This is a genomic window from Bradyrhizobium lablabi (assembly GCF_001440475.1).
GTDB lineage: Bacteria > Pseudomonadota > Alphaproteobacteria > Rhizobiales > Xanthobacteraceae > Bradyrhizobium > Bradyrhizobium lablabi.
Genome location: NZ_LLYB01000043.1, coordinates 86,383 through 106,697 on the forward strand (window position 1 = coordinate 86,383; position 20,315 = coordinate 106,697).

Consider the following 20,315-nt stretch of genomic DNA (forward strand, 5'->3'; position numbering starts at 1 on the left):
ATCGCCGGAACCGGTGTCGCAGCCGAGCTGTTGATAGGCGTAACCCACGAGGCCGACCTGCCACTGCTTGGTCAGGAATTGCGACGCGCCCCAGTCGAAGTGCATGTCGACGCCGCTTTGATATNAGTGGCGGGGTTGACGAAGTTGTATGTAAATCCCAGCACCCCTGAAAACTCATGCCCGGTCTGTTGATCGAAATAGGTATAGCCACCTCCAGCGTCGATCGCCCAGTGCCCAAGCCCCAAATTCGCAAGACGGTCCGACTGATAGGCCCCGACCGGGATGTCCCCCGTGATGTAGGTCATGTAGTTGTGCACACCGGCGTTCCACTTCAACGTGAACTGTGGGTACAGATCGCCGAATGCCGTGAGCGAGCTGTTGATGCTGTCGAAGCGCGAGAAGGGGGTAGCACCTCCCGGCGTCGTCAATGTCCCTGTGACCGTTCCCGCCAGCGACGTCGAGTTGGATCCGTAGATTCCCATCAAGCTGGCAGAAGCCTGGCCGCCCAGCACCGGGGTCGCGAAGGTGTAGGCCCCGATCAACCAGCCGGTATCCGCATTGGAATTTAGGTTGGCGTTCACGTTGGCCGTCAGATTCGTGGGAATCCGACCGAGCGTGAACTCGCGCGCGCGCGCCACGTCGGCACCGGCGGAAACCGAGGTATGATAATAAATCGAGGTTACCGACCACCCTGGCGCCTGTTGGGGCACGGCCGCGAGGCTGCCGAACGTTCCGGGCACCCAGAAGCTGACGCCACCTTCATCGGCACGAGCGATTTGAACAGACGCGAGCAGTGCAGCAAGCGCCGCGACGCCAAGGAATCGCAAAAATACGCCGGGCCTCAGCCCTGATCGCAGGCACTGCATTGGCCGATCCCCAGGGTTTCCGCTGCTGGGCCAGTCGGCGGCCTAGGAAAATTAAAAACATGCTAGGCGCCCCCTGGTCTGTCCATGCCAAATCGGCTCGCCGATCCGTGACCCGGTCGTTTTGATGGAGGCTGTGTCTCAGACGCCACGCGTAATACTGCGATCGTGCACACTGCTGCCATTACCTCGGCAGCGACTGGCAGCGAAGCCGACAAACGTGGCCCACTTCCGCTGTTGGGCACTTTTCGGACATGCCGCGATTTCCGAGTTGAGTCTGCTTTCGGGGGGTAAAGCGGAAGTTGGATCTCGAGCCCGCCAAGGGTAGCTTTTGGCGCAAAAGCGGCCGTTCGTGCACAAACAGCATCCCGTGCCTAAGGAATAAGTAGAGAATCTATCGGTTTGATGCAGGCTTCGGGGAAGGGCGCTTAGCCGATCACAATGGGAAGCCGCGACATCAATGCTTCGGTGGCGTGCGCGAGCACTGGGGCGTGCGTCGCCCGCTTTCGTCCCCTCCGAGCCAAACCCTGCCGTAGCGTCGGCCCACTGCCGCAGATTCTGCGCCATAGCTGGATCATTTTTGGTGAGTTTGTGGTGGGTTTTGCTTTAACCCTACAGGGGCGTTTGACTAGGTAATTCATTTTATGGCGCACCCGAAACGATTCGAAGGTGTGACCTTTGCCTTCGGAGGGCAACGCTAAGCGACCGCCTGAAATAGTAATTTGAGGTGGTTGCATGTCCCCGCAACCAACCGAAAATCTCTGGTCGAAAAGCTGTTCTACATGGAGCGCCAACCCCGGGATAACCCCGGCTACGTCAGCAACAAACGAAATTAACCAGTATCGTATGAAGCCAAAACTCTCGACTTTTCAGCGCTATGCGGCCCGATAACTGGGTTCGGGACGCAGGGGTCGCAGGTTCGAATCCTGCCACTCCGACCATCTTTCAAGTACTTATAGTAACTGCGGTTTTCGGGCGCAACGAAATAGGGCGCGGTCACGGCATAGCTGCCTAGCGCTTTCCCCCAAACGTTCCGCGTGGCTGCGGGAAGTCTATGCCAGACAATTTGCACGGATCGGCCGCCTTGGCCCGACTGCGGCTTACTGCGCGCACGGCGGCTGTAGAAGCGCGAATGGGAGTATCAGTCGCCGCATCGGCATGGCCTCCGCAGCGTCCGTGTCATTGATCAGGTGAAGGCATGCTCCCGATCATCTGGTGACCGCGAACGATGTGCGCGGTCTCATGGGAGTCTTGCAGACCGACACAGCGTCCAAAGGATGCGCTGATACACCGACGCTCTTGACGCTGCCTTCAACCAGTGCACGACGCCGGAGATTAGCGGCACCGTCAGCCGCGTCTCGGCAGATGTGACTGCCGAACAAAGAACCGGCATGACTTATTACACGGCTTACACGGCTTACACGGCGCAGATTGCGATAGAGCCGAAATCGCTGGTGTCGGGAATGCCGGTCGAGGCCTTCATCAAGACCACCGATCGTACCGTGGGCTCTTATCTGACCAAGCCGCTGTTTGATCAGGTGGCGCGAGCATTTCGCGAGCGCTGATGGGAACTTTGCTCGGAAATCGAGCAGGGGAATGCAAGCTTTGAACGGTTCCAATAGCAGGCAACGACCATGCTTGGCGGTAACCCTATCCCGTGACAGCGCCGGCTTGCCCGTAATTTTACTGTCATGAACCTTTTCGGGATTTCGGCATTTGGGTATGCTGCCGCAGGGCCCCAGACGAGGGTGTGTAATGACGGGACTTGCTCAATTGGCAGTAACACCACGTGACCGCTTTCTTGAGGCGGCACAAAAAGAGCTCGACGCCTTCGAGCGCCGAGAGCACGAATTTTCCAGGAACGAACGTAAAGANACGGGCGGCAGAACTGCGGATTCCCGCCGAAAAGCTTGAACCCCACTAGGTCNGGAGCTTTGGCAGTCGTTGGCCGTCCCCTGAGACGCATCGAGGATGATCTTTAGGCCGCCTTCCGGGGCGGCCTTTGCATTTGCAAGGCCGCGCACATCGCTGACCATCCGCTCGCATCCCTGGTGGCTCAGAGCTGCCGCCTTGCCCAATCGATCGTTTCAAAGTTGCCTGAAAGGGCCGCTTTCATCTGGGAACGGTAGCCAAGCTATTGATGTTGCTCCCGCCGCGTTTTTCGTCTTTCTTCCAAATGCGCCTTGAAATCGTTGAACAATCGAGCGGATTTTGATTCTGCCATTCTGAGGTGCGCCCAAGAGGACATTGTTCGCGAAAATCAAGATCTTGCGGCGCGCTCGGGTCGATCATTTGGAGCGCCAGCCATTGGAAGAAACGTCGCTTGATCGGCGAACCCGGATTCAGGTCTCGGCCGCGCGCACCTGCAGGCTTCGTTATCGAGGAAAATCAGGCCGATTGTTTTGACAGAGCAAATCGAGGGTGGGATTGCGGGCGAGGACGGACAGGAGGCGGGCTTGGTTGCGGCAGGCCATACCTAGCCGCGCGTTCGGAGATGAGCTTCCGATAAGCGACCGCCTGCATCTCGAAACACTTTCGGAGTTCCGGATTGGTTTCTTCGGCAGCCAATCGCTCGAAGGTGAGCGCGTGCTCCAGGTACTCGGTCAACAACTTCATCGGTCGTCTCCGATTCTGTCCACCCAACGTGCCAGGGGGCGTTCGAGTTCCTAGCGGTCTTCCGGGCTTCGTCGCGTAGAAGTAACCGCGTTCAAATGAGGGAATGGAGTGCGATGCTCAAATTGAGTACGCGAAGGTATGCCGGGAAAAGATGGCATATGAGCGGAATTGGCCGTGCTCAAAAATTCGCGCGCCGTCTAAAGAGGCGCGGTGACCGATGAAATGTTCACCGCTGTTGTTGTCTCGTGTGGCCTGCTCGTGGTGATGATACTTGCCGCCGTCATATTCAATTTGTGACGGCTGCCAGTGTATCTGCACGCATCGGTTCTCGCTCGCGCCCGAGGCGCGTGGCCGGACCTGGTTTATCGCGGTCCCCTGCGGTTAACTTTTGTTATGGCGAGAGACGGCTGTCCGGTGCTGTGATTTCGGCGTGGCCCTTTGTGGGTGAAGGGCTGGCCTCCAGGAGTCTCAGCTTCGACGTCGCGAAGCTGAGGCTCTTGGTGCAGGGCAAGCAGGTCTGGCGAACCGGGCAGCCGCGTACTTCCTCAATAAGCCCTGCAGCATTGGTGGTGACAGGAAGGATCACGTCCCCTGATTGTTCGAGATTCCTGAGATCTGCGCGAAGGCGCGCCAGCTCCTTCAAGGGATTGCTCAAGGGAACGGGCCGCACCTGACAACGTTCGTTGTTCATGAGCCGGACGTTGCAATACTCAATCGCCGAGTCCTTCCAGATCGCCTGGGACTACCTCGACGCAACAGGTGAGCTCGGCAATCCTGACACGGCCGCGGGCCATCTGCTCGACACCATTGAGACGATGGTCCGTCAGGGCGAAAGGCGGCCGCTTCTTCTCTCCAACAAAGCGATCGCCTCCTATCAGCGGTTCAGAGCGGAGCAGGGCTGTCCATATCGCGTTCTGGAGGAACAGGAAGTTTTGGACAGCGTTGATCTGGCCGGAGGAAGCATCATGGATAATCTGACCAAACGTGACCAGCCGGACCGCTCCAAGATCAACATGCAGGAAGATTATGAGGTCAAATACTGGACCAAGGCGCTCGGCGTTTCGAAGGAAGAATTGCGAAGGGCCGTCGACAAGGTCGGCAGCTCAGCCGCTGCGGTGCGGAAAGAACTTGGACTCTTGGGTGCACCTCACTCGTGACAGATCCCGACTGCCCGATGTGCTTTCCGCTTGGGCAGGGCTGGTGAGAACCATCCAAAGCGAACATCGGACAAGGAGAGGGGATGTCAGCGCGGCGCCGGCATGCCGTGCGAGTGCAATATGTCAATGGCTCGAACAACACGGACGTGCAAAGCGATTGAAAGCGATAACGGCCAGCTGAACCAGGAAGGTTCGAATGCCGAAAGAAAACGATCTGGAAGGCCGACAAGACATCGGCGGCAAGCACGGCGGACAGGCAGGAATGCCCAGGCCAGCGTCGCAGACCGCAGCTCAACAGGGCATCGCCCGTGACGAGAAGGGTAACGGACAACCTCCAGATAAGTCGCGAACCCGGCAGCGGTAGTTGCCCGGGGGTCGTCTCAAAAGAAGCGCCGCCGGGCTCGAAATGGATTGTCCCGGCGGCGCCTTGTCTCAGACTGGGCCCTGAAATCCCAGTCACTGACAAGGATGCAATGGCTATGCCACAGGGGCATGACACCAAGGGAAAAAGTGGAAACACATAGTGGAGCCGCTTAAGGAGAGCGGCCGCCCGGTGGATGGCCGACCGAACGGCTACTTGATGTGCAGACCTTCGGCTTTCATAGTTCCGCAAAATAACGTTCGCGAACCTTCCGCGGGTTCCGCACTTGGACGGTAGTGGCTGGAGCTTTTCTCATGCGTTTCCTCGCCGCGCTCGTTATCGCGCTCCTGACCGTGCCGTCCGCATCAGCGCAGGTCGCGCCGACCGAGGCGGAGTTGCGCGCGTATGCGGGCTTGCATGCGGCCGCCGCGCGGGGCGATATCGCCGATATCGAAAGGCGTATCACGGCTTTCGAAAACAAGGAGGCGCTCGATGCGCGCCATCGCACGCCGCTGCATGTCGCGGTCTATCAGAAACAGCACGATGCGGCGCGTGCCCTGATCCGGCTAGGTGCCAATCCGAACAGGCTGGAGATCGACCGCTACGACATCATCACCATCGCAGCCGTTGCCAACGACGTGCCGATGCTCAGGATCGCGCTCGAGGGCGGCGGCGACCCGAAGGCCGTTACCAGCCGTTATGACGGCACGGCGCTGATTGCGGCCGCGCATCTCGGTCACGCCGAGATCGTTCGGACATTGATTGCCGCCAAAGCGCCGCTCGATCACGTCAACAATCTGCAATGGACCGCGCTGATCGAATCGATCGTGCTTGGTGATGGCGGCAGGAACCACACCGAGACCTTGCGCGCCCTGGTCGAGGCCGGCGCCAACGTCAACATTCCCGACGGAAGCGGAGCGACGCCGCTCACGCTGGCGCGAAGCCGCGGCTATCGCGACATGGTTGCGATCCTGGAACAGGCCGGTGCGAAGTAGCCCACTGCGGCGCGGATCTAGAACGCTCGGCGCCGCGGCGGCGGGCCGACTTGCGGGTGCCGACGGGTGAGGAGTTCGGAAATTGCGATCGTCGCGAGGCCGGCGATGATGGTCATGGCCGCCATCACCAGAATAGTTTTGAGCATGGTTCCCTCCTCAACGGCTTTGATGTCAGGACGCCAGACGAATCACCTTCTGGCAAGACGAGGGAACTACGGGGCCGAGTTGTCCAGTGCGTTCGGTGGAGATGTTTGTTCCGGCTTCATGACGACTGAACGGAACTTCGGGAAGCCCGGCCGAAGAGTCTGGTGGCGAACAGACGGATGCTGCAGCGCTGGCTTTAATGGCCCTCATAAACAAGGAGCACCGGCATGCAGACACGGCGCGTCAAACGGGAGAAGACTTTCGAGGAGCGGCTGGCGGAAGAAGTTCAGTGCTTTAGGGAGGCGGCAAACCAGGCACGGCCCGGCATGCCTCGCGAGCTGCTGTTGCGGCGGGTTCGGCAGATGGAGGCCGCATTGGAACTCGTCGAGCAAAGGGGGGTAGCGAGACTCGTCCCCTCGCCGGCAGGTGCTACGTTTGAAGCGCCGGTCTATCCGCCAAAGCCGTAATAATCCCGCACGACCGTTTCGCGCAGTGCGCCGGTCTCGAAGACTTCGATCACGACGCCATCCGGCGCGCCGAGCATGAAATAGCCGCCTCCGCCGCCCGTTGGCCGGATCGGATTCGGAATGTGCAGGCCTGCGGACTTCATCCGGTCATACACCTCGTGAACGCCGACGACTTGCATGCCCAGATGATGGACCGCATTCTTGCCGTCGCCGCTCGGCGGCTGGTCGTAGAGGTGCATGGCGCCGATGCCGATCTTGATGAAGACGTTGCGCGCGCCGACGACGCCACCGTCCCAGATCACCTCGGCATCGAACCATTGCCTGTAGAATTCGATCGTCGCGTCGATGTCGGAGGCGAAGAGGTGGACGTGCTGCAGGTGGTAGCGCTGCCTGGTGCCGTAGGGATATTGCCACTCGCTCTGCGTCGTCATGCCTGCTCCTCGGATCTCCAAGCGCGGTTTTTCGACAATGCGCGCTTTGGATCGTGGGAGCGTCTGTGTCAGAGCCGTGACAGGCTGGCAAACGAGCTTTTTCGAACGCGGCTTGAGTAAAACTCAACGCCTGTATTCCGTGCCTGTCTTCAGGGCCGCCGTCTTCGCCGCGGGCATCGGTGGAACGAGCGTGGACAATCGGATCTTTCGAACGGGGACAACGCTCATTCAACTTTTGGCTGCATCTCAAGGTATGCAATCTTAAGTTTTGTTTAATAGAGTACGGTGTTTATGGTGGCGACCTGCGATCGCGTGTTCCGCGGACAGCATTCGATAGGNTGGTCAATACGTCCGCGTCGTCGAACGCTGTGTGTTGGTCTCAAGCAGTTCGNGGGTGTGCTTGGAAGGCGAGGTTACGGTGGCGCAAGTCTCGGTCGGCGCGAAAGCGAGCGCAGGGGAACCCCGAACAACGGATCAGGTGCTTGGCTATGTAGTCACCTGGATCTTGCCGTTCCTCGCCTGCCTCCTGATTATCTGGCTCGCGTTAAGCCTCACGGACTTCTATTACCCGCATGCTTGGGCCAGCGCACATTTCGGGACGGTCGCCGAGGCGTTTGCCAGTCACGGAATCATCGGCTTGCATGGCATGCCGATTGAGAACTTCGATCCCTTGACGACCCAGCCGGACAATTATCTGCATTGGCCGCCGTTTTACTTCTACGTCCTCAGTCTGGTTCCGCAGGCCTTCCCGGATTCCATTCGCGCCATGCACCTGTTCATGGCCGTGGTTGCCATCACCAACGCCTGGGTGATGTGGGTCATCGCCTCGATGTTCTTCAAGCCAAGAGCAGCCATCGTGTGCGGCTGCGCTTTTCTGCTGATGCCCGCCACATTGCGCTACGGCCTGGTTCTGCTGCCGGTCAACATGGCCATGCTCGGAATTTCGGTGGCCCTGCTGTTCATGCTGCGGTACCTGCAGGGCGCCGATGCCGGCCGCAACAGGCCCCTGGACCTCGGGCTCAGCGCGTTCGTCTTTTTTCTTGCCTGCTTTACTTCCTGGGAAGCGTTTCTGGCGCTGCCCGGATTGCTGCTAGCGTACGGTTTCGATCGCCGATCGGAGATTTTCAAGGTCGGTTTTTGCTGGGCGATGGCAGCCGCCGCGGCAGGCGCGGGCACGTTAGCCATCTTTGCCCTGTCCGATCCGACGGCCTTTGCGGACCTGTGCTCCATCTTCACGTTCCGTCTGGGGCTGACGCAGTATTTGCCGTTGTCGACGCGGGTTCACCCCGTGGAAGGCCAACTGGAAACCATCGAAAGCCTCAACGCGTTTTCCTCGCTGCCGCATTTCTTCGATGCCTACATCGTTCGCACGCAGGTGTTCTGCGGATCGCTCGGCATCGTCGGCATCTTTGCGCTATTCCTGACCGCGGTTCGCCGCCGCCAGAGCACTCCCAACGATTCATTTGTCGCACTCGTGCTGCCCCTTTGCGCGCCCTGGCTGGGGTGGGCGGTCATCATGCAGGGGCATTACGTCATACATGATTATCAGCTGGTCCTCGCCACTCCCATGCTCGCCATCGGCGTGACCTGCATCTATTCGCTGCTCGACGAGAGCGTCTCTGCCATGCCGGCCTCGTGGTCGCGGCAAAATCTCAAGTTGCTGGCCAATCTCGCCTTGCCCTGCGCGTTGTTTGTTCTCGGCGTTTCCGCAGCCGCCATCACCGTTCGTGGTGACGCCGAGGCGTGGCAACTGGCCAATTTCGGACGCCGTATCAAGGCCGAGGTGCCGGCAGGCGCCATGGTCGTCACCAGCGAGATGAGCATGGTGCAGACCTTCTACGCGAAGCGGCACGTCATACGCGGCGTACCGGACGAAGCCTATCTGGAGAGCAAGCTCCTGACGATGCGGGGCATATGCCCCGATTGCGCACTCTATCTTGCCGTGCGGCGCCAGAATGCGGAAAAGTTTCGTGGCATGCTTGATCGCCTGCAGCCGGTCTTCGAGGATAACAGTTTCATCATCAGGAAAATCAGTCCCGGTGCTGCTGCCTCGGAGGTCGGACGGCGTCCAGAGCCGAAGGGGCAGGTGGCGTTGCTTCATGAATAACGACACCGGCATTGCCACAGTGAAGCTGCAGGGGACGGCGCGGGCCTATCTAGCCCTGGCCCGGCTGGACCACAGCACCAAGCACATCTTCATCGTTCCCGGCATCATGCTCGCCTATTTGCTGCGGGGCGTTCATACGGATTTCCTGGGAAGGTCGATCGCGCTCGGCCTGATCACGGCGGTCTGCGTTGCGTCCGCCAACTACGTCATCAACGAATGGCTCGATCGTGACTTCGACAAGTTTCACCCAACCAAGGTTGGGCGATCTGCGGTGCAGAACCAGTTGGAGCAAAATATCGTTCTGATTGAATGGGCCGCGCTTCTTGCGATCGGGCTGGCTTGCGCGTTCGCCAACAGCAAGTCGATGTTCGCCATTGCGAGCATCTTCGCGCTGCAGGGTATCGTCTACAACGTTCCGCCACTGCGAACAAAGGACAGGGCCTATCTCGACGTCCTTTCGGAATCCATCAACAATCCGCTGCGGCTGATGATCGGATGGGCGATGGTGGATCCAACCACCTTGCCGCCATCCTCGATCCTCCTGATGTATTGGGCCGGCGGCGCATTCCTGATGGCGGCGAAGCGGCTTTCGGAATTCCGCGAAATCACGGCGTCGCACGGCAGGGAATTGCTGGAGCGATACCGGGCCAGCTTTGTCGGCTACTCGGAGCAGTCGCTTGCCGTTTCGTGCCTCGCTTACGCGCTCTGTTCCGTGTTCTTTCTTGCCATCTTTCTCATCAAGTACCGTATCGAATACATCGTTACGGTGCCGGTCGTGATCGCGCTGTTCGCAAAGTACCTTGCGCTTTCGATGGAGCCGGGTTCATCGGCGCAGAAGCCGGAGAAGCTGTTCAGGGAAAGCGGCCTGATCATTCTGGTCGCCCTGTTGACCGAACTGTTCGTGGTCATGACATTCACCAACATCCCCGAACTGGAAATCTTCACCACCCAACAGTTCATCCGGGTTCAGTGATGTCGCTGGATTGGGATGCCGTCCGCTTCGTGGTGTTCGACGTGGATGGCACGCTCTATCGGCAGCGCCGATTGCGGTTCAGGATGGCGCGGGACATCCTGCTTCATGCGCTCCTGAAGCGGGACCTGAACGTCATAGCCGTGCTCGCCAGATATCGCCGTATCCGGGAACGGATGGGCGACGAAGCGGCCATCGATTTCGAACCTGCCTTGATCGCGCAGACGGCCGCCGCGACGGCCAATTCCCCTGATGCGGTGCGCGCCATCGTCTCCGAGTGGATCGAGCGGCGGCCGCTTGGATATCTCGCCGCCTGCCTTTATCCGGGTGTCACGCAATTGTTCGCAGGTCTGCGGCAAAGCGGCAGGCCGATCGGCATCCTCTCGGACTATCCGGCGCAAGCGAAGCTGGAAGCGCTCGGCCTTACTGCAGATCACGTCGTATTCGCCGGGGACGAAGGCATCGAATCACTGAAGCCTCATCCCCGGGGCCTTGAGTTTCTGATCGCCGCCGTTGGCGTGAAGCCGCATCAAACGCTGGTGATCGGAGATCGCGTGGATCGCGATGGGCTCGTCGCCCGGCGGGTCGGCGCGCAGGCTTTGATCAGGTCTTCGAGTTCGATCGATGGATGGCAGACGTTTGCCAGGTTCGACGATGCGTTGTTCTTACCTGTTCTTGCGCGGTCGTAAAACCTAGCGCGCATATTCTGCGCCCGCCTTCATGACCGCCTTCTTCGCCGCGCCCTTCTTCGGCGCGGGCTCGCCGCGCGCGTCGTTCAGCCAGGCGACGAAAGCGGTCACGGCGGGATCGTCGGCCATGCGCTGCTCGTATTCGAGCACGAACTGCCGGCGCGTCGGGCGGATGGTCGGATGGGCCCTGACCAGGTTGCCGCCGGCGAGATCGGGCGCGAGCAGGCCGTCGATGGCGATGGCGACGCCCATGCCGGCGGCTGCGGCCTCGATGGTCAGGCCGAGGCTTTCAAAGCTGCTGCCGCCCTGCACGGGTACGTCGGTAAATTGCGCGTAATCGAGCCAGCGCCGCCAATCGTCCGGACGCGGCCGCGCATGCAGGAGGGGAACGGCGGCGAAACCCACCGCGCCCTTCGTCAAAAACTCCGGCGCGCAGACCGGCACGGTCGCGATCGGCATCAACGAATGGGTGACGAGCCCGGCGCGCGGCTGCCCGTCGGAGACGGCGATCACCGCGTCGTAACGGCTGGCGAGAAGGTCGAGCGGATTGGAGCTGGTGTGCAGGTCGACTTCGAGTTCGGGATAGGCCGCATTCAGTGTCGGCCAGATCGGCAGCAAAAAGCGCGAGACGAAGAAGCCGTAGACCCCGACCGAGAGCCGGCGGAAGCGCCGCAAGCGCAGCCCGTCGGCGGCGTCGGCGATCCGGTCCAGCGCCTCGCGGGCGGAATCGGCGAAGGTTTTCCCTGCCGAGGTCAGGGCCAGCCCGCGCGAGCCGCGCAGGAATAGCGCCGTCCCCATGCGCGCTTCCAGCGCGCGGACGTGCCGGCTCACGGCGCCAACCGTCACATTCAGCTCTTCCGCCGCCCGGGTGATCGACAGATGCCGCGCGGCGGCCTCGAACGCCCGCACCGCATGCAAGGGAGGAAGTCGTCGTGATGCCATCGGGCGAGTTTAGTGGAAAAGGACCGGCCGGCAAACGGGTGTTGACTCTGGCTCAAGGCGCCGACCCAACAAGTCGTTTGCACGGGCATGCCGCAGGCCATACCCCGGCATTCGCCCCGGGCGCTGCTTCAGCCCGGGCAGGCGAAGCCGAGGGAGGTGCCCATGACCATTCATGTCGATCTGACCAGCCGCGAGGCGGTGGCCCAGCGTTCCGGCGCGTTGGCGCCGACCTGCCGCGGGCTGAACTTCTACTCGCTCGACCAGAGCCTGCGGGACCTGTTGCCGCATTACATGGATGCGCCGCTGCTGGCGCATCTTGCGCCGCGTCTTGCGGAACTCGGCGAACTCGCCGGCGGCCGGCTGCACGATCTGTCCGACCAGGCCGAGCGCCATCAGCCGGTGCTGCATCCGCGCGACGGCTACGGCCGCGACGAGGAGTGGATCGAATATCACCCGGCCTATCGCGAGATGGAAAGCATCGCGTTCGGAAAGTTCGGCATGCACGCGATGTGCAACCGCGCCGGCGTGATGGGCTGGCCAGCGCCGATGCCGCCGCTCGCGAAATACGTCTTTCATTATCTGTTTGCGCAGGCCGAGTTCGGCCTGCTGTGCCCGGTCAACCTCACCGACAGCTCTTCCGAACTGGTGCGCCGTTTCGGCAACGATGAGCTGCGCCAGCGCTATCTCGACCGGATGTGGAGCCAGGATCCCGCCACGCTGTTCAAGTGCGCGCAGTTCATGACGGAGAAGACCGGCGGTTCCGATGTCGGCGCCGGCGAACTGCTTGCTGTCAGGGACGGCAAGGACTGGAAGCTGTGGGGCGAAAAGTGGTTCTGCTCCAACGTCGACGCTGAACTCGCGGTGCTGCTGGCGCGGCCCGAGGGGGCGGTGGCCGGCGGGCGCGGCCTCGGCCTGTTCCTGATGCCAAAGGTGCTGCCCGATGGGCGGCGGAATTCCTACCGGATCATGCGTCTGAAGGACAAGCTCGGCAGCCGCACCATGGCGAGCGGCGAGATCGTGTTCGAGGGCGCGGTCGCCTACCAGCTCGGCGAGCTCGATCAGGGCCTCAAGCATATGCTGGTGATGGTGAATTCGAGCCGCGTGTCGCACCTGGCGCGCGCCGCCGGCATGATGCGGCGCTGCCTGAACGAGGCGATGATTGCCGCGCGGCATCGCAACGCGTTCGGGCGTGCCGTAATCGATCATCCGCTAATGCGACGGCAATTGCTCAAGCTGATGGTGCCGACCGAGCAGGCGCTGTCGGCGCTGCTCTACTCGGCGACGTCATCCGACAAAGTGCTGCGGCTGCTGACGCCGATCGCAAAGTATCGCGCGTGCCGGGACAATGTCACCGTCGCCACGGGGGCGATGGAGGCGCGCGGCGGCAACGGCTACATCGAGGACTGGCCGAACGCGCGACTGATCCGCGATGCGCATCTCGGCCTGCTCTGGGAAGGCACCAGCAACATCAACGCGCTGGATGCGGTGCAGCGCGCGGTCGGCAAGGCGCGCGGCCACGAAGCGCTGCGCGACGATCTCGGCCGCCAGTTGGAAGATACGGCCGGGATGCCGGGTCAATTCCGCACGCGCCTTTCCGGCGCGCTGACGGATGCCATGCGCTTTGCGGAAGAGGTTGCGGCCGATCCGGAGAACGAGCGTTTTTGCCGGATCGCCGCCGGTAAACTCTACCATGCGACGACGGCCGCACTGCTGGCGTCCGAAGGCACGCGGCTCGGCCAGGCCGGCGGCGATGCGCGCCGCCTGCTGCTCTCCCGTTTCGTGCTCGAGCATCGTCTGGCTGAACATTCCTCCGCCAATCTGCAGGCGCAGCGTTGGGAGAACGAAGCGATCGATCTGCTGCTGGGCGATGCGCCTGTTTCGATGAGCCAGGCTGCCGCGCTGGTGCAGGGGTAGATCATGGACATTGCACTTCAACGCGAACTCGCAAGCCTGCTCGCCACGCTGCGCCGTGAAGGCCGCCAGCAGAGCGGCCTCGATCAACGCCTCGTGCCGCCCGACAATGCGACGGCCTATCGCATCGCCGGCATGGTCGCGGAAGAACTGGGCTGGGACGTCGTCGGCTGGAAGATCGCGGCGATGAAGGAAGGGCTGCAGCGGCAGCTTCGCACGGACCAGCCGATCTACGGCCGGGTGATGATGCCGGTCGTGCCGTCACTGGCCACCGTCGAGCACGCCAAGGTCTGCAGCCCGATTCCCGAAGTCGAATATCAAGCCATACTCGGCGCCGACCTGCCGCCGCGCGAAAAGCCGTACACGGTGGAGGAAGTCACCGAGGCGGTGGTGTCGCTACATCCGGGAATCGAACTCGCCGAATGCCGCTTCGTCCACGACGCCGCGTTTCCGCCGCTGCCGGCGATCCTCGCCGATGGTGCGGGAAGTGGCATCATCGCCTGCGGTGAGGCGATCCCCGACTGGAAGACGCGCGATATCGCCGGACAGGAAGTGGTGTTGAGCTGCAATGGCACGCTGCGGCGAAAGGGCACTGCGGGTGAATTGCTCGACCATCCGATGGTGCCGCTGACTTGGCTCGCCAACGAACTCTCGCGTACCGGCATCGGCATGAAGGCGGGGCAGATCGTCAGCACGGGAACGCTGACCGGCATGCTGCGGCCGAAGCCGGGCGACACCTTTGTCGCGGATTTCGGCCCGTTCGGGAGCGTAACCGCAACTTACGCCTGATCCGCAGCGGTTTCGATCTTAGCTGCTCTGCGCGGGAAGGTCGCCAAGGAGGTTTGACAGCCTGACCGCAAGCTTTCGCAGTCGGGCATTCTCCTCAAGCAGCAGCATCACGTTACCGGCGTCCTGCTGCCGCGCTTCATCGCGCCGAAGTCCGTCGGCTTCGTCGAGCAGCGGCGATAGCGCGGCGAGGAGCGCGTCGCCCCGAAGCGGGGCTTCGCGCACGCCAATCACGTGATTGTCCTGATGCAGCGGCACGACGTTGTCGCGATATCCGGCCCGAAATGTATCGATGCGGACCTGTCGGCCATGCGGTGGATGTTCGGTACTCATGACAATTTCCTGATCACAAGGTGGCACAGTGGCCGTTCCAACGACACAGCTTTCCATTGAGTCCGGGGCAAATTTGCGTCGGAAAGGCAACGGCGAAAAGGCTTGGCGGACGGCGCCTGCGACGTTCGAGTCACACGGCAGATCGGATTAGGCCAAATTTTTGACGTATCGCCGTCCTTTCTGACGTTGGCGGTGGGCTGGGGAGCGACCACCGTAGGGGCGTATCAATGACGGATTTCTTGACCAACGCGGATCACTGGCGCAAGCGTGCGGAACAGACAAGGGCGTTAGCCGCGAATGCGGTCAAGGACCAGGGACGTCTGCTCAAGGTAGCGGAAGAGTACGATCGCCTGGCGGCGCACGCCGAGCAGCGGCGAAGCGCGCCGGTTCCGGCCGGCTCCTACGTCCCGGCAAGCCGGCCCGAATAGACCTTCTTCAATCGAAAACTGCCGGGAGAGGTGGGGGTTTCCGCTTCTGCGGGCGCGCGGCTGCGCCGTTGCGGCTGCGAGGCGCGCCGCCATACCCAGATGTGTGACCCGTAAAACACAACCGCTAAGCAACGTTCAAAGCATTGTGATCGCGCGATTGCAGTCGAATCAACGAATCGCCTAGACCGTTAGCGGGGCTGGGAAGCGGAGAGTTAGTATGAGAGTCGCTTCCTTAGAAAGTGTACTGACGGCGGCTACGCTGGTATTGGCCATCGTCATCGTGCTGTGGGGAATCAAGATTTTCCACGGTGTGTGAGCAGGTGAGCTGGCGTCGAACAGAGACCTCCGGTCAAGAAGAGGGCTCACGACAACGGCACGGGCAGGGCGTCACTTCCGCGGCGGCGGAGGCCTTCTCATTACTGATTGCCGAGGCATAGTTCGCCGGAGGCTTGTCCCTTCCGACGCGTATCGGGTTTGGTTTACGGCTTGGCGTAAAATTCGCGCAGGCCGCGAAAGGCATTGGTTTCAATTTCCGCATGCATTTTGGCTATTATCTGATGATCGCAGCCCTGGTTCTCATCGGGCTGGAAGTCCTTTACCGGCTCTATCAATTGGCAACATTCCTTTAAATCACACGCGCAGGCTGCTGTTTTTGCTCCGCGCGGATTAACGATTTGCCGCAATCACGCCGCTTTAGCGCCGGGGTCGTTTCCGCACGATTCTAATTTTGGTCGCAAATTTGCCGGCCGACTCACCTCATTCTCCGCGCGCGACGTGGTGACTGGGGGCACGTTCCGCTTTTTAAAATTGGAGTATCAATCATGCGAGTAGACCATCCGCAGCTTAATAAGCGAGACCGCCGCGCTGAACCTTCATTTTGGGTTGAGGAACCGACCGACGACGCTCTGTCATTGCTGGAGAATGCCCTTCGCGGGGATGAGCCTGCCCGTCGTCGCGACGAGCAGACCGACGAAGCCAACGCGCTGATCGAGGAGAATGCCAGGCTTCGGGAGCTTCTGTCGCAGCTATCGGACCTGATCCGCAAAAACGGCGTTCAGCGCTAACGACCACATCTGATTTCGGCCCCGCCCCGGCAACAAGCGTTGAACCGCTGCCGGGGCGGGGCCGCGTTTATTTACAGGAATTGAATCTGCCGCTGCCGGTCTATCCCCTCATCCTGAGGAGCCCGCAGCGCGGGCGTCTCGAAGGATGAGGCCACAGATGGGGCCTCATGGTTCGAGACGCGCTTCGCGCTCCTCACCATGAGGGACGTATGGCCCAGTAAAACCCGCCGCCGTCAGGCCAGATGGCATGCGACGAAATGTCCGTCGCTCCCTTGCTTCAATTCAGGCGCGCTCTCCTTGCAGCGCGGCTCGGCGATCGGGCAGCGGGTGTGGAAATGACAGCCGCGCGGCGGGTTCATCGGGCTCGGCACGTCGCCCTGCAGGCGGATCCGCTTGCGCTTCACCTTCGGGTCCGGCACCGGCACGGCGGAGAGCAGCGCCTGCGTATAGGGATGCCGGGGATTGCGGTAGAGCTCGCTCGCATCAGCCAGTTCGACGATGCGGCCGAGATACATCACCGCAACGCGGTCGGAGATGTGCTCCACCACCGAGAGATCGTGGGCGACGAACAGATAGGTAAGGTTGAGCTCGGCCTGTAAATCTTCCAAGAGGTTGATGACCTGCGCCTGAATGGAGACGTCGAGCGCGGAAACCGGCTCGTCGCAGACGATGAATTTCGGCTCCACCGCGAGCGCGCGGGCGATCACGATGCGCTGGCGCTGGCCGCCGGAAAATTCGTGCGGATAGCGCCGCATGTGCTCGGCCTTCAACCCGACCTTGACCAGGAGGCTCGCCACGCGGTCGTCGCGTTCGCTTGCGGAGGAGGTGAGTTCGTGGATGGTGAAGGCTTCGCCGAGGATCGCACCGACCGTCATGCGCGGATTGAGCGAGGCAAACGGATCCTGGAACACGATCTGCATGTTGCGCCGCATGGCGCGCAAATCGCCGCCGGAAAGGCCGCGCACGTCGTGCCCGTCGAAGATGACCTCGCCTTCGCTGGGTTCGACCAGGCGCAGCACGCAGCGCGCGGTGGTGGACTTGCCGCAACCGGACTCGCCGACGAGGCCGAGCGTTTCGCCGCGATTGACCGCAAAGGACACGCCGTCCACCGCGTGAACGCGGCCGACCTCGCGCGACAAGAGTCCGCCCTTGACCGAAAAATGCTTCTTCAACCCGGTGACGCGGAGCAGGGGTTCGCTCATGCCACAGCTTCCTGCTTCTCGCCGAGGTGACAGGCCATGCGATGACCGGGCGCGACCTCGCGCAGCAGCGGTTCTTCTGCCGCGCAGCGATCGAAGGCGTAGCGGCAGCGCGGCGCGAAGCGGCAGCCGGGCGCCGGATTGATCAGGATCGGCACCGAGCCGCCGATCGCCTCCAGCCGCGTCTTGTTCGCGCTGTCGAGATCGATGCGCGGGATCGAACGGATCAGGCCCTGCGTGTAGGGATGGCGCGGGTTTTCGAACAGGCTGTCGACATCGGCCTCTTCCACCACCTTGCCGGCATACATGACGACGACGCGCTGCGCGGTTTCGGCCACCACGCCCATGGCGTGGGTGATCAGCATCACCGCCATGCCGAAGCGGTCCTTCATGTCCTGCAGGAGGTCGAGGATCTGCGCCTGGATGGTAACGTCGAGCGCGGTGGTCGGCTCGTCGGCAATGACGAGCTTGGGCTTGCAGGCCAGCGCCATCGCGATCATGACGCGCTGGCGCATGCCGCCGGAGAACTGGTGCGGGTAATCATGCACGCGGCCGGCGGCATTCGGAATCTGCACCAGCTTGAACATTTCCACGGTGCGGGCGAGCGCGTCCTTCTTCGACAGGCCCTCATGCCGGCGCAGGCTTTCGGCGACCTGTTCGCCGACCGTCAGCACCGGGTTGAGCGAGGTCATCGGCTCCTGGAAGATGAAGCCGATATCCTTGGCCCTGATGTCGTCGAGTTCGTGGCTCGTGAGCGGCACGAGGTCGCGGCCCTCGAACAGGATCTGGCCCTGGACGATGCGGCCCGGCGGCATCGCGATCAGCTTCAGGATCGACATCGCGGTGACGGTCTTGCCGCAGCCGGACTCGCCGACCACGCACAGCGTTTCGCCCTTGTTGATCGCGATGTCGACGCCGTCGACCGCCTGCAGCATGCCGTCGTCGGTAGAGAAGTGGGTTTTCAATCCCTTGATTTCGAGCAGCGGCGCCATCAGATCACCCGCCTCGCATCGAGCGCGTCACGCATGCCGTCGCCGATGAAATTGATGGCGACGACCGCCACGAAGATCGCTCCACCCGGGAACAACGCCCAATGCGGACCGATGTCGAGAAAATCCTTGGCGTCGAACAAGAGCCGGCCCCAGGTCGGGGTATCCGGCGGAAAGCCCAGGCCGAGAAACGACAGCGTCGATTCGGCGATGATCGCGGCGGCGACGTCGATGGTGCCGGCAATGATCACGGGGCCGACGGCGTTGGGGAGGATGTGCCGCACCACCTGCCGCAACGGGCTGGCGCCGAGCGCGCGCGCGGCTTCGACGAATTCCTTCTCGCGAAGTGAGAGGAATTGCGCGCGCACCAGGCGTGCGACCGGCATCCAGCGCAGGCCGCCGATGACAAGCACGATCAGGATGAAGATGCCGCCCTCGGGACCGAACACGGCCTTGAGCCCGTCGCGGAACAGGTAGATGAGCAGGAGCAGCAGCGGCAGTTGCGGCAGCGACAGGAAGAGATCGGTGAGCCACATCAGCGCGTGCCCGAGCGCCCCGCGCGACATGCCGGCGAGCGCACCGATCAGCGTCCCGACGAGGACGGCGACCGCCATCGCGGCGAGCCCGACGGCCAGCGAGATGCGGCCGCCATAGATCATGCGGGCGAGGATATCCTGTCCGAGGTCATCGGTGCCGAAGGGGTGGGCGAGCGAGGGGCCCTCAAGGCGCGCGCTGAAATCGATCTCGTTGATGCTGACGCGCCAGACGAAGGGGCCGAACACCACCGCCGCGATCAGGACGATAAGCAGGAATGCGCTGACCACGGCGAGCTTGTGGCGGCGATAGCGCCGCCAGGTTTCGCGCCAGGGCGACCAGGCCGGCCGCCGCTCAGCGGAAGGAGATGCGAGGGTCAAGCCAGCCATAGAGGATATCCGCGATCAGGTTGAACAGCACGACGAGACAGGCGAACACGAAGGTCACCGCCATCACGACAGGCGTGTCATTGGAGAGGATGGAGGAAATCAGCAGCGAGCCGATGCCGGGAATGCGAAAGATTTGCTCGGTGACGATGGCGCCGCCGAATACGGCGGGCATCTGCAGCGCGACCAGGGTGACGACCGGGATCATCGCGTTGCGCATCGCGTGCTTGACGATCACCCGGGGCTGGCCGAGGCCCTTGGCGCGGGCGGTGGTGACGTAGTCAAGACGGATCACGTCCAGCATCGCCGAGCGTACGAAGCGCGTCATCGACGCCGCCTGGAACAGGCCGAGCACCATCACCGGCATGATGGCCTGCCTTATCTGCTCGAACAGCCAGCGTATTCCGGTTGCCTTGATGTCACTCGAATAGACAAAGGGCAGCCAGTCCAGCGTGATCGAGAACACCAGGATGAACAGCAGCCCCGTGAAGAAGGTCGGCAGCGAGAAGCCGATGAAGGCGAACGTATTGGCAATCTGATCGAAGATCGAATAGGGCCTGGTCGCGGCGTACACGCCGACGGGTATAGCGATCAGCAGCGCCAGTATTTGCGCCGACCCGATCACGTAAAGCGTGGTCGGCAGGCGTTGCAGGATGAGCGTGTCCACGTTCATCCGGCTGACGAAGGAAAAGCCCCAGTCGCCCTGCACCATCGCCGCGAGCCAGTGCAGGTATCGGAGGTAGATCGGGTCGTCGAGACCGAACTTGGCGCGAAGCGCGGCGGCGACCTCGGGCGGCACGTTGGGGTTGGTCGCCAGTTCGCTGAAGGGATCGCCCGGCGCAAGCGCCAGGACGATGTACAGGACCAGCGAAATGCCGAGCAGGCTCGGCACGGCGATCAAAAGGCGACGCAGGACATACTGACTCATGAGGGAACAATCCCT

The 20,315-nt window shown here is 61.9% G+C and carries 22 protein-coding genes and 3 pseudogenes; 11 read left to right on the forward strand and 14 right to left on the reverse strand.

All coding sequences use genetic code 11. From position 1 onward, the window contains the following. Together CQ14_RS45690 and CQ14_RS05235 are read right to left on the reverse strand one after the other, a co-directional pair. Nucleotides 1-124 (reverse strand): annotated as a pseudogene (locus CQ14_RS45690) (transporter); the annotation flags it as partial. Between the two features lies 1 nt (nt 125). Beyond that, nucleotides 126-866 (reverse strand): annotated as a pseudogene (locus CQ14_RS05235) (SphA family protein); the annotation flags it as partial. Nucleotides 867-2,182: 1,316 nt separating this feature from the next. Here CQ14_RS05235 and CQ14_RS43265 point away from each other — a divergent pair. Beyond that, a pseudogene (locus CQ14_RS43265) lies at nt 2,183-2,428 on the forward strand (beta-barrel domain-containing protein); the annotation flags it as partial. 823 nt (nt 2,429-3,251) lie between these two features. Here CQ14_RS43265 and CQ14_RS41895 read toward each other — a convergent pair. The 3 genes from CQ14_RS41895 to CQ14_RS45695 all read right to left on the reverse strand — a co-directional run bounded on the left by CQ14_RS41895 (nt 3,252) and on the right by CQ14_RS45695 (nt 4,170). Beyond that, nucleotides 3,252-3,479: a hypothetical protein gene (locus CQ14_RS41895; protein WP_082649713.1), complete on the reverse strand. Its 228-nt coding sequence runs from the start codon at nt 3,477-3,479 to the stop codon at nt 3,252-3,254. 117 nt (nt 3,480-3,596) lie between these two features. Then, nucleotides 3,597-3,797: a hypothetical protein gene (locus tag CQ14_RS43270; protein WP_156434694.1), complete on the reverse strand. Its 201-nt coding sequence runs from the start codon at nt 3,795-3,797 to the stop codon at nt 3,597-3,599. 73 nt (nt 3,798-3,870) lie between these two features. Further along, nucleotides 3,871-4,170 (reverse strand): hypothetical protein, encoded by a 300-nt coding sequence (locus CQ14_RS45695; protein ID WP_156434695.1) that lies wholly within the window; start codon nt 4,168-4,170, stop codon nt 3,871-3,873. Between the two features lie 274 nt (nt 4,171-4,444). On the opposite strand from CQ14_RS45695, the gene CQ14_RS05240 reads away from it, so the two are divergent. From CQ14_RS05240 to CQ14_RS05245, 3 genes are all read left to right on the forward strand, one after another. Further along, nucleotides 4,445-4,636: a DUF3606 domain-containing protein gene (locus CQ14_RS05240; protein ID WP_057856922.1), complete on the forward strand. Its 192-nt coding sequence runs from the start codon at nt 4,445-4,447 to the stop codon at nt 4,634-4,636. A gap of 196 nt (nt 4,637-4,832) precedes the next feature. After that, nucleotides 4,833-5,000, forward strand: a complete 168-nt coding sequence (locus CQ14_RS45700) for a hypothetical protein (RefSeq protein ID WP_245320201.1) — start codon at nt 4,833-4,835, stop codon at nt 4,998-5,000. Between the two features lie 311 nt (nt 5,001-5,311). Next, nucleotides 5,312-5,992 (forward strand): ankyrin repeat domain-containing protein, encoded by a 681-nt coding sequence (locus tag CQ14_RS05245; RefSeq protein WP_057856861.1) that lies wholly within the window; start codon nt 5,312-5,314, stop codon nt 5,990-5,992. Nucleotides 5,993-6,009: 17 nt separating this feature from the next. Here the strand turns inward: CQ14_RS05245 and CQ14_RS47515 are convergent, their stop codons facing one another. Further along, the gene (locus tag CQ14_RS47515; RefSeq protein ID WP_283807191.1) at nt 6,010-6,138 is read right to left on the reverse strand and encodes a hypothetical protein; all 129 of its coding nucleotides are present in this window, start codon (nt 6,136-6,138) and stop codon (nt 6,010-6,012) included. Between the two features lie 225 nt (nt 6,139-6,363). Between CQ14_RS47515 and CQ14_RS05250 the strand changes: the two genes are divergently transcribed. After that, nucleotides 6,364-6,603, forward strand: coding sequence for a hypothetical protein (locus tag CQ14_RS05250; RefSeq protein ID WP_057856862.1), 240 nt, complete (start codon nt 6,364-6,366; stop codon nt 6,601-6,603). Here CQ14_RS05250 and CQ14_RS05255 read toward each other — a convergent pair. Continuing rightward, a complete protein-coding gene (locus CQ14_RS05255; protein ID WP_057856863.1) occupies nt 6,585-7,034 on the reverse strand; it encodes a VOC family protein in 450 nt (149 codons plus the stop codon). The genes CQ14_RS05250 and CQ14_RS05255 overlap by 19 nt on opposite strands. A 2,099-nt stretch (nt 7,035-9,133) precedes the next feature. On the opposite strand from CQ14_RS05255, the gene CQ14_RS05265 reads away from it, so the two are divergent. Then, the gene (locus CQ14_RS05265) at nt 9,134-10,114 is read left to right on the forward strand and encodes a UbiA family prenyltransferase (protein WP_057856865.1); all 981 of its coding nucleotides are present in this window, start codon (nt 9,134-9,136) and stop codon (nt 10,112-10,114) included. Next, nucleotides 10,114-10,800 carry an HAD family hydrolase gene (locus CQ14_RS05270; RefSeq protein ID WP_057856866.1) on the forward strand — a complete coding sequence of 229 codons (687 nt, stop codon included), beginning with the start codon at nt 10,114-10,116 and terminating at the stop codon, nt 10,798-10,800. Before CQ14_RS05265 ends, CQ14_RS05270 begins: the two co-directional genes overlap by 1 nt. A gap of 3 nt (nt 10,801-10,803) precedes the next feature. Here CQ14_RS05270 and CQ14_RS05275 read toward each other — a convergent pair whose 3' ends face one another. Then, entirely contained in the window at nt 10,804-11,709 is a 906-nt protein-coding gene (locus tag CQ14_RS05275; RefSeq protein WP_245320207.1) for a LysR substrate-binding domain-containing protein, read from the reverse strand. A gap of 195 nt (nt 11,710-11,904) precedes the next feature. Here CQ14_RS05275 and CQ14_RS05280 point away from each other — a divergent pair, with 195 nt between their 5' ends. After that, a complete protein-coding gene (locus CQ14_RS05280; RefSeq protein WP_057856923.1) occupies nt 11,905-13,656 on the forward strand; it encodes an acyl-CoA dehydrogenase family protein in 1,752 nt (583 codons plus the stop codon). A gap of 3 nt (nt 13,657-13,659) precedes the next feature. After that, nucleotides 13,660-14,442, forward strand: coding sequence for a 2-keto-4-pentenoate hydratase (locus CQ14_RS05285; protein ID WP_057856868.1), 783 nt, complete (start codon nt 13,660-13,662; stop codon nt 14,440-14,442). A gap of 18 nt (nt 14,443-14,460) precedes the next feature. Here the strand turns inward: CQ14_RS05285 and CQ14_RS05290 are convergent, their stop codons facing one another. Further along, on the reverse strand, nt 14,461-14,772 hold the full coding sequence (locus tag CQ14_RS05290) for a hypothetical protein (RefSeq protein WP_057856869.1): 312 nt from the start codon (nt 14,770-14,772) through the stop codon (nt 14,461-14,463). A gap of 227 nt (nt 14,773-14,999) precedes the next feature. Here CQ14_RS05290 and CQ14_RS05295 point away from each other — a divergent pair, with 227 nt between their 5' ends. After that, entirely contained in the window at nt 15,000-15,200 is a 201-nt protein-coding gene (locus tag CQ14_RS05295; RefSeq protein ID WP_057856870.1) for a hypothetical protein, read from the forward strand. Between the two features lie 479 nt (nt 15,201-15,679). On the opposite strand, the gene CQ14_RS43280 is transcribed toward CQ14_RS05295, so the two are convergent. Beyond that, the gene (locus CQ14_RS43280) at nt 15,680-15,883 is read right to left on the reverse strand and encodes a hypothetical protein (RefSeq protein WP_156434697.1); all 204 of its coding nucleotides are present in this window, start codon (nt 15,881-15,883) and stop codon (nt 15,680-15,682) included. Nucleotides 15,884-16,021: 138 nt separating this feature from the next. Here CQ14_RS43280 and CQ14_RS43285 point away from each other — a divergent pair, with 138 nt between their 5' ends. After that, nucleotides 16,022-16,264, forward strand: coding sequence for a hypothetical protein (locus CQ14_RS43285; RefSeq protein WP_156434698.1), 243 nt, complete (start codon nt 16,022-16,024; stop codon nt 16,262-16,264). Nucleotides 16,265-16,497: 233 nt separating this feature from the next. On the opposite strand, the gene CQ14_RS05305 is transcribed toward CQ14_RS43285, so the two are convergent. From CQ14_RS05305 to CQ14_RS05320, 4 genes are read right to left on the reverse strand one after another with little or no spacing between them, the layout of a single operon-like run. Next, nucleotides 16,498-17,466: an ABC transporter ATP-binding protein gene (locus tag CQ14_RS05305; protein WP_057856872.1), complete on the reverse strand. Its 969-nt coding sequence runs from the start codon at nt 17,464-17,466 to the stop codon at nt 16,498-16,500. Further along, nucleotides 17,463-18,455 (reverse strand): ABC transporter ATP-binding protein, encoded by a 993-nt coding sequence (locus tag CQ14_RS05310; protein ID WP_057856873.1) that lies wholly within the window; start codon nt 18,453-18,455, stop codon nt 17,463-17,465. Before CQ14_RS05310 ends, CQ14_RS05305 begins: the two co-directional genes overlap by 4 nt. Further along, nucleotides 18,455-19,375, reverse strand: coding sequence for an ABC transporter permease (locus CQ14_RS05315; RefSeq protein WP_057856874.1), 921 nt, complete (start codon nt 19,373-19,375; stop codon nt 18,455-18,457). Before CQ14_RS05315 ends, CQ14_RS05310 begins: the two co-directional genes overlap by 1 nt. Then, nucleotides 19,341-20,300, reverse strand: a complete 960-nt coding sequence (locus CQ14_RS05320) for an ABC transporter permease (RefSeq protein ID WP_057856875.1) — start codon at nt 20,298-20,300, stop codon at nt 19,341-19,343. Before CQ14_RS05320 ends, CQ14_RS05315 begins: the two co-directional genes overlap by 35 nt. Nucleotides 20,301-20,315 lie beyond the last annotated feature (15 nt).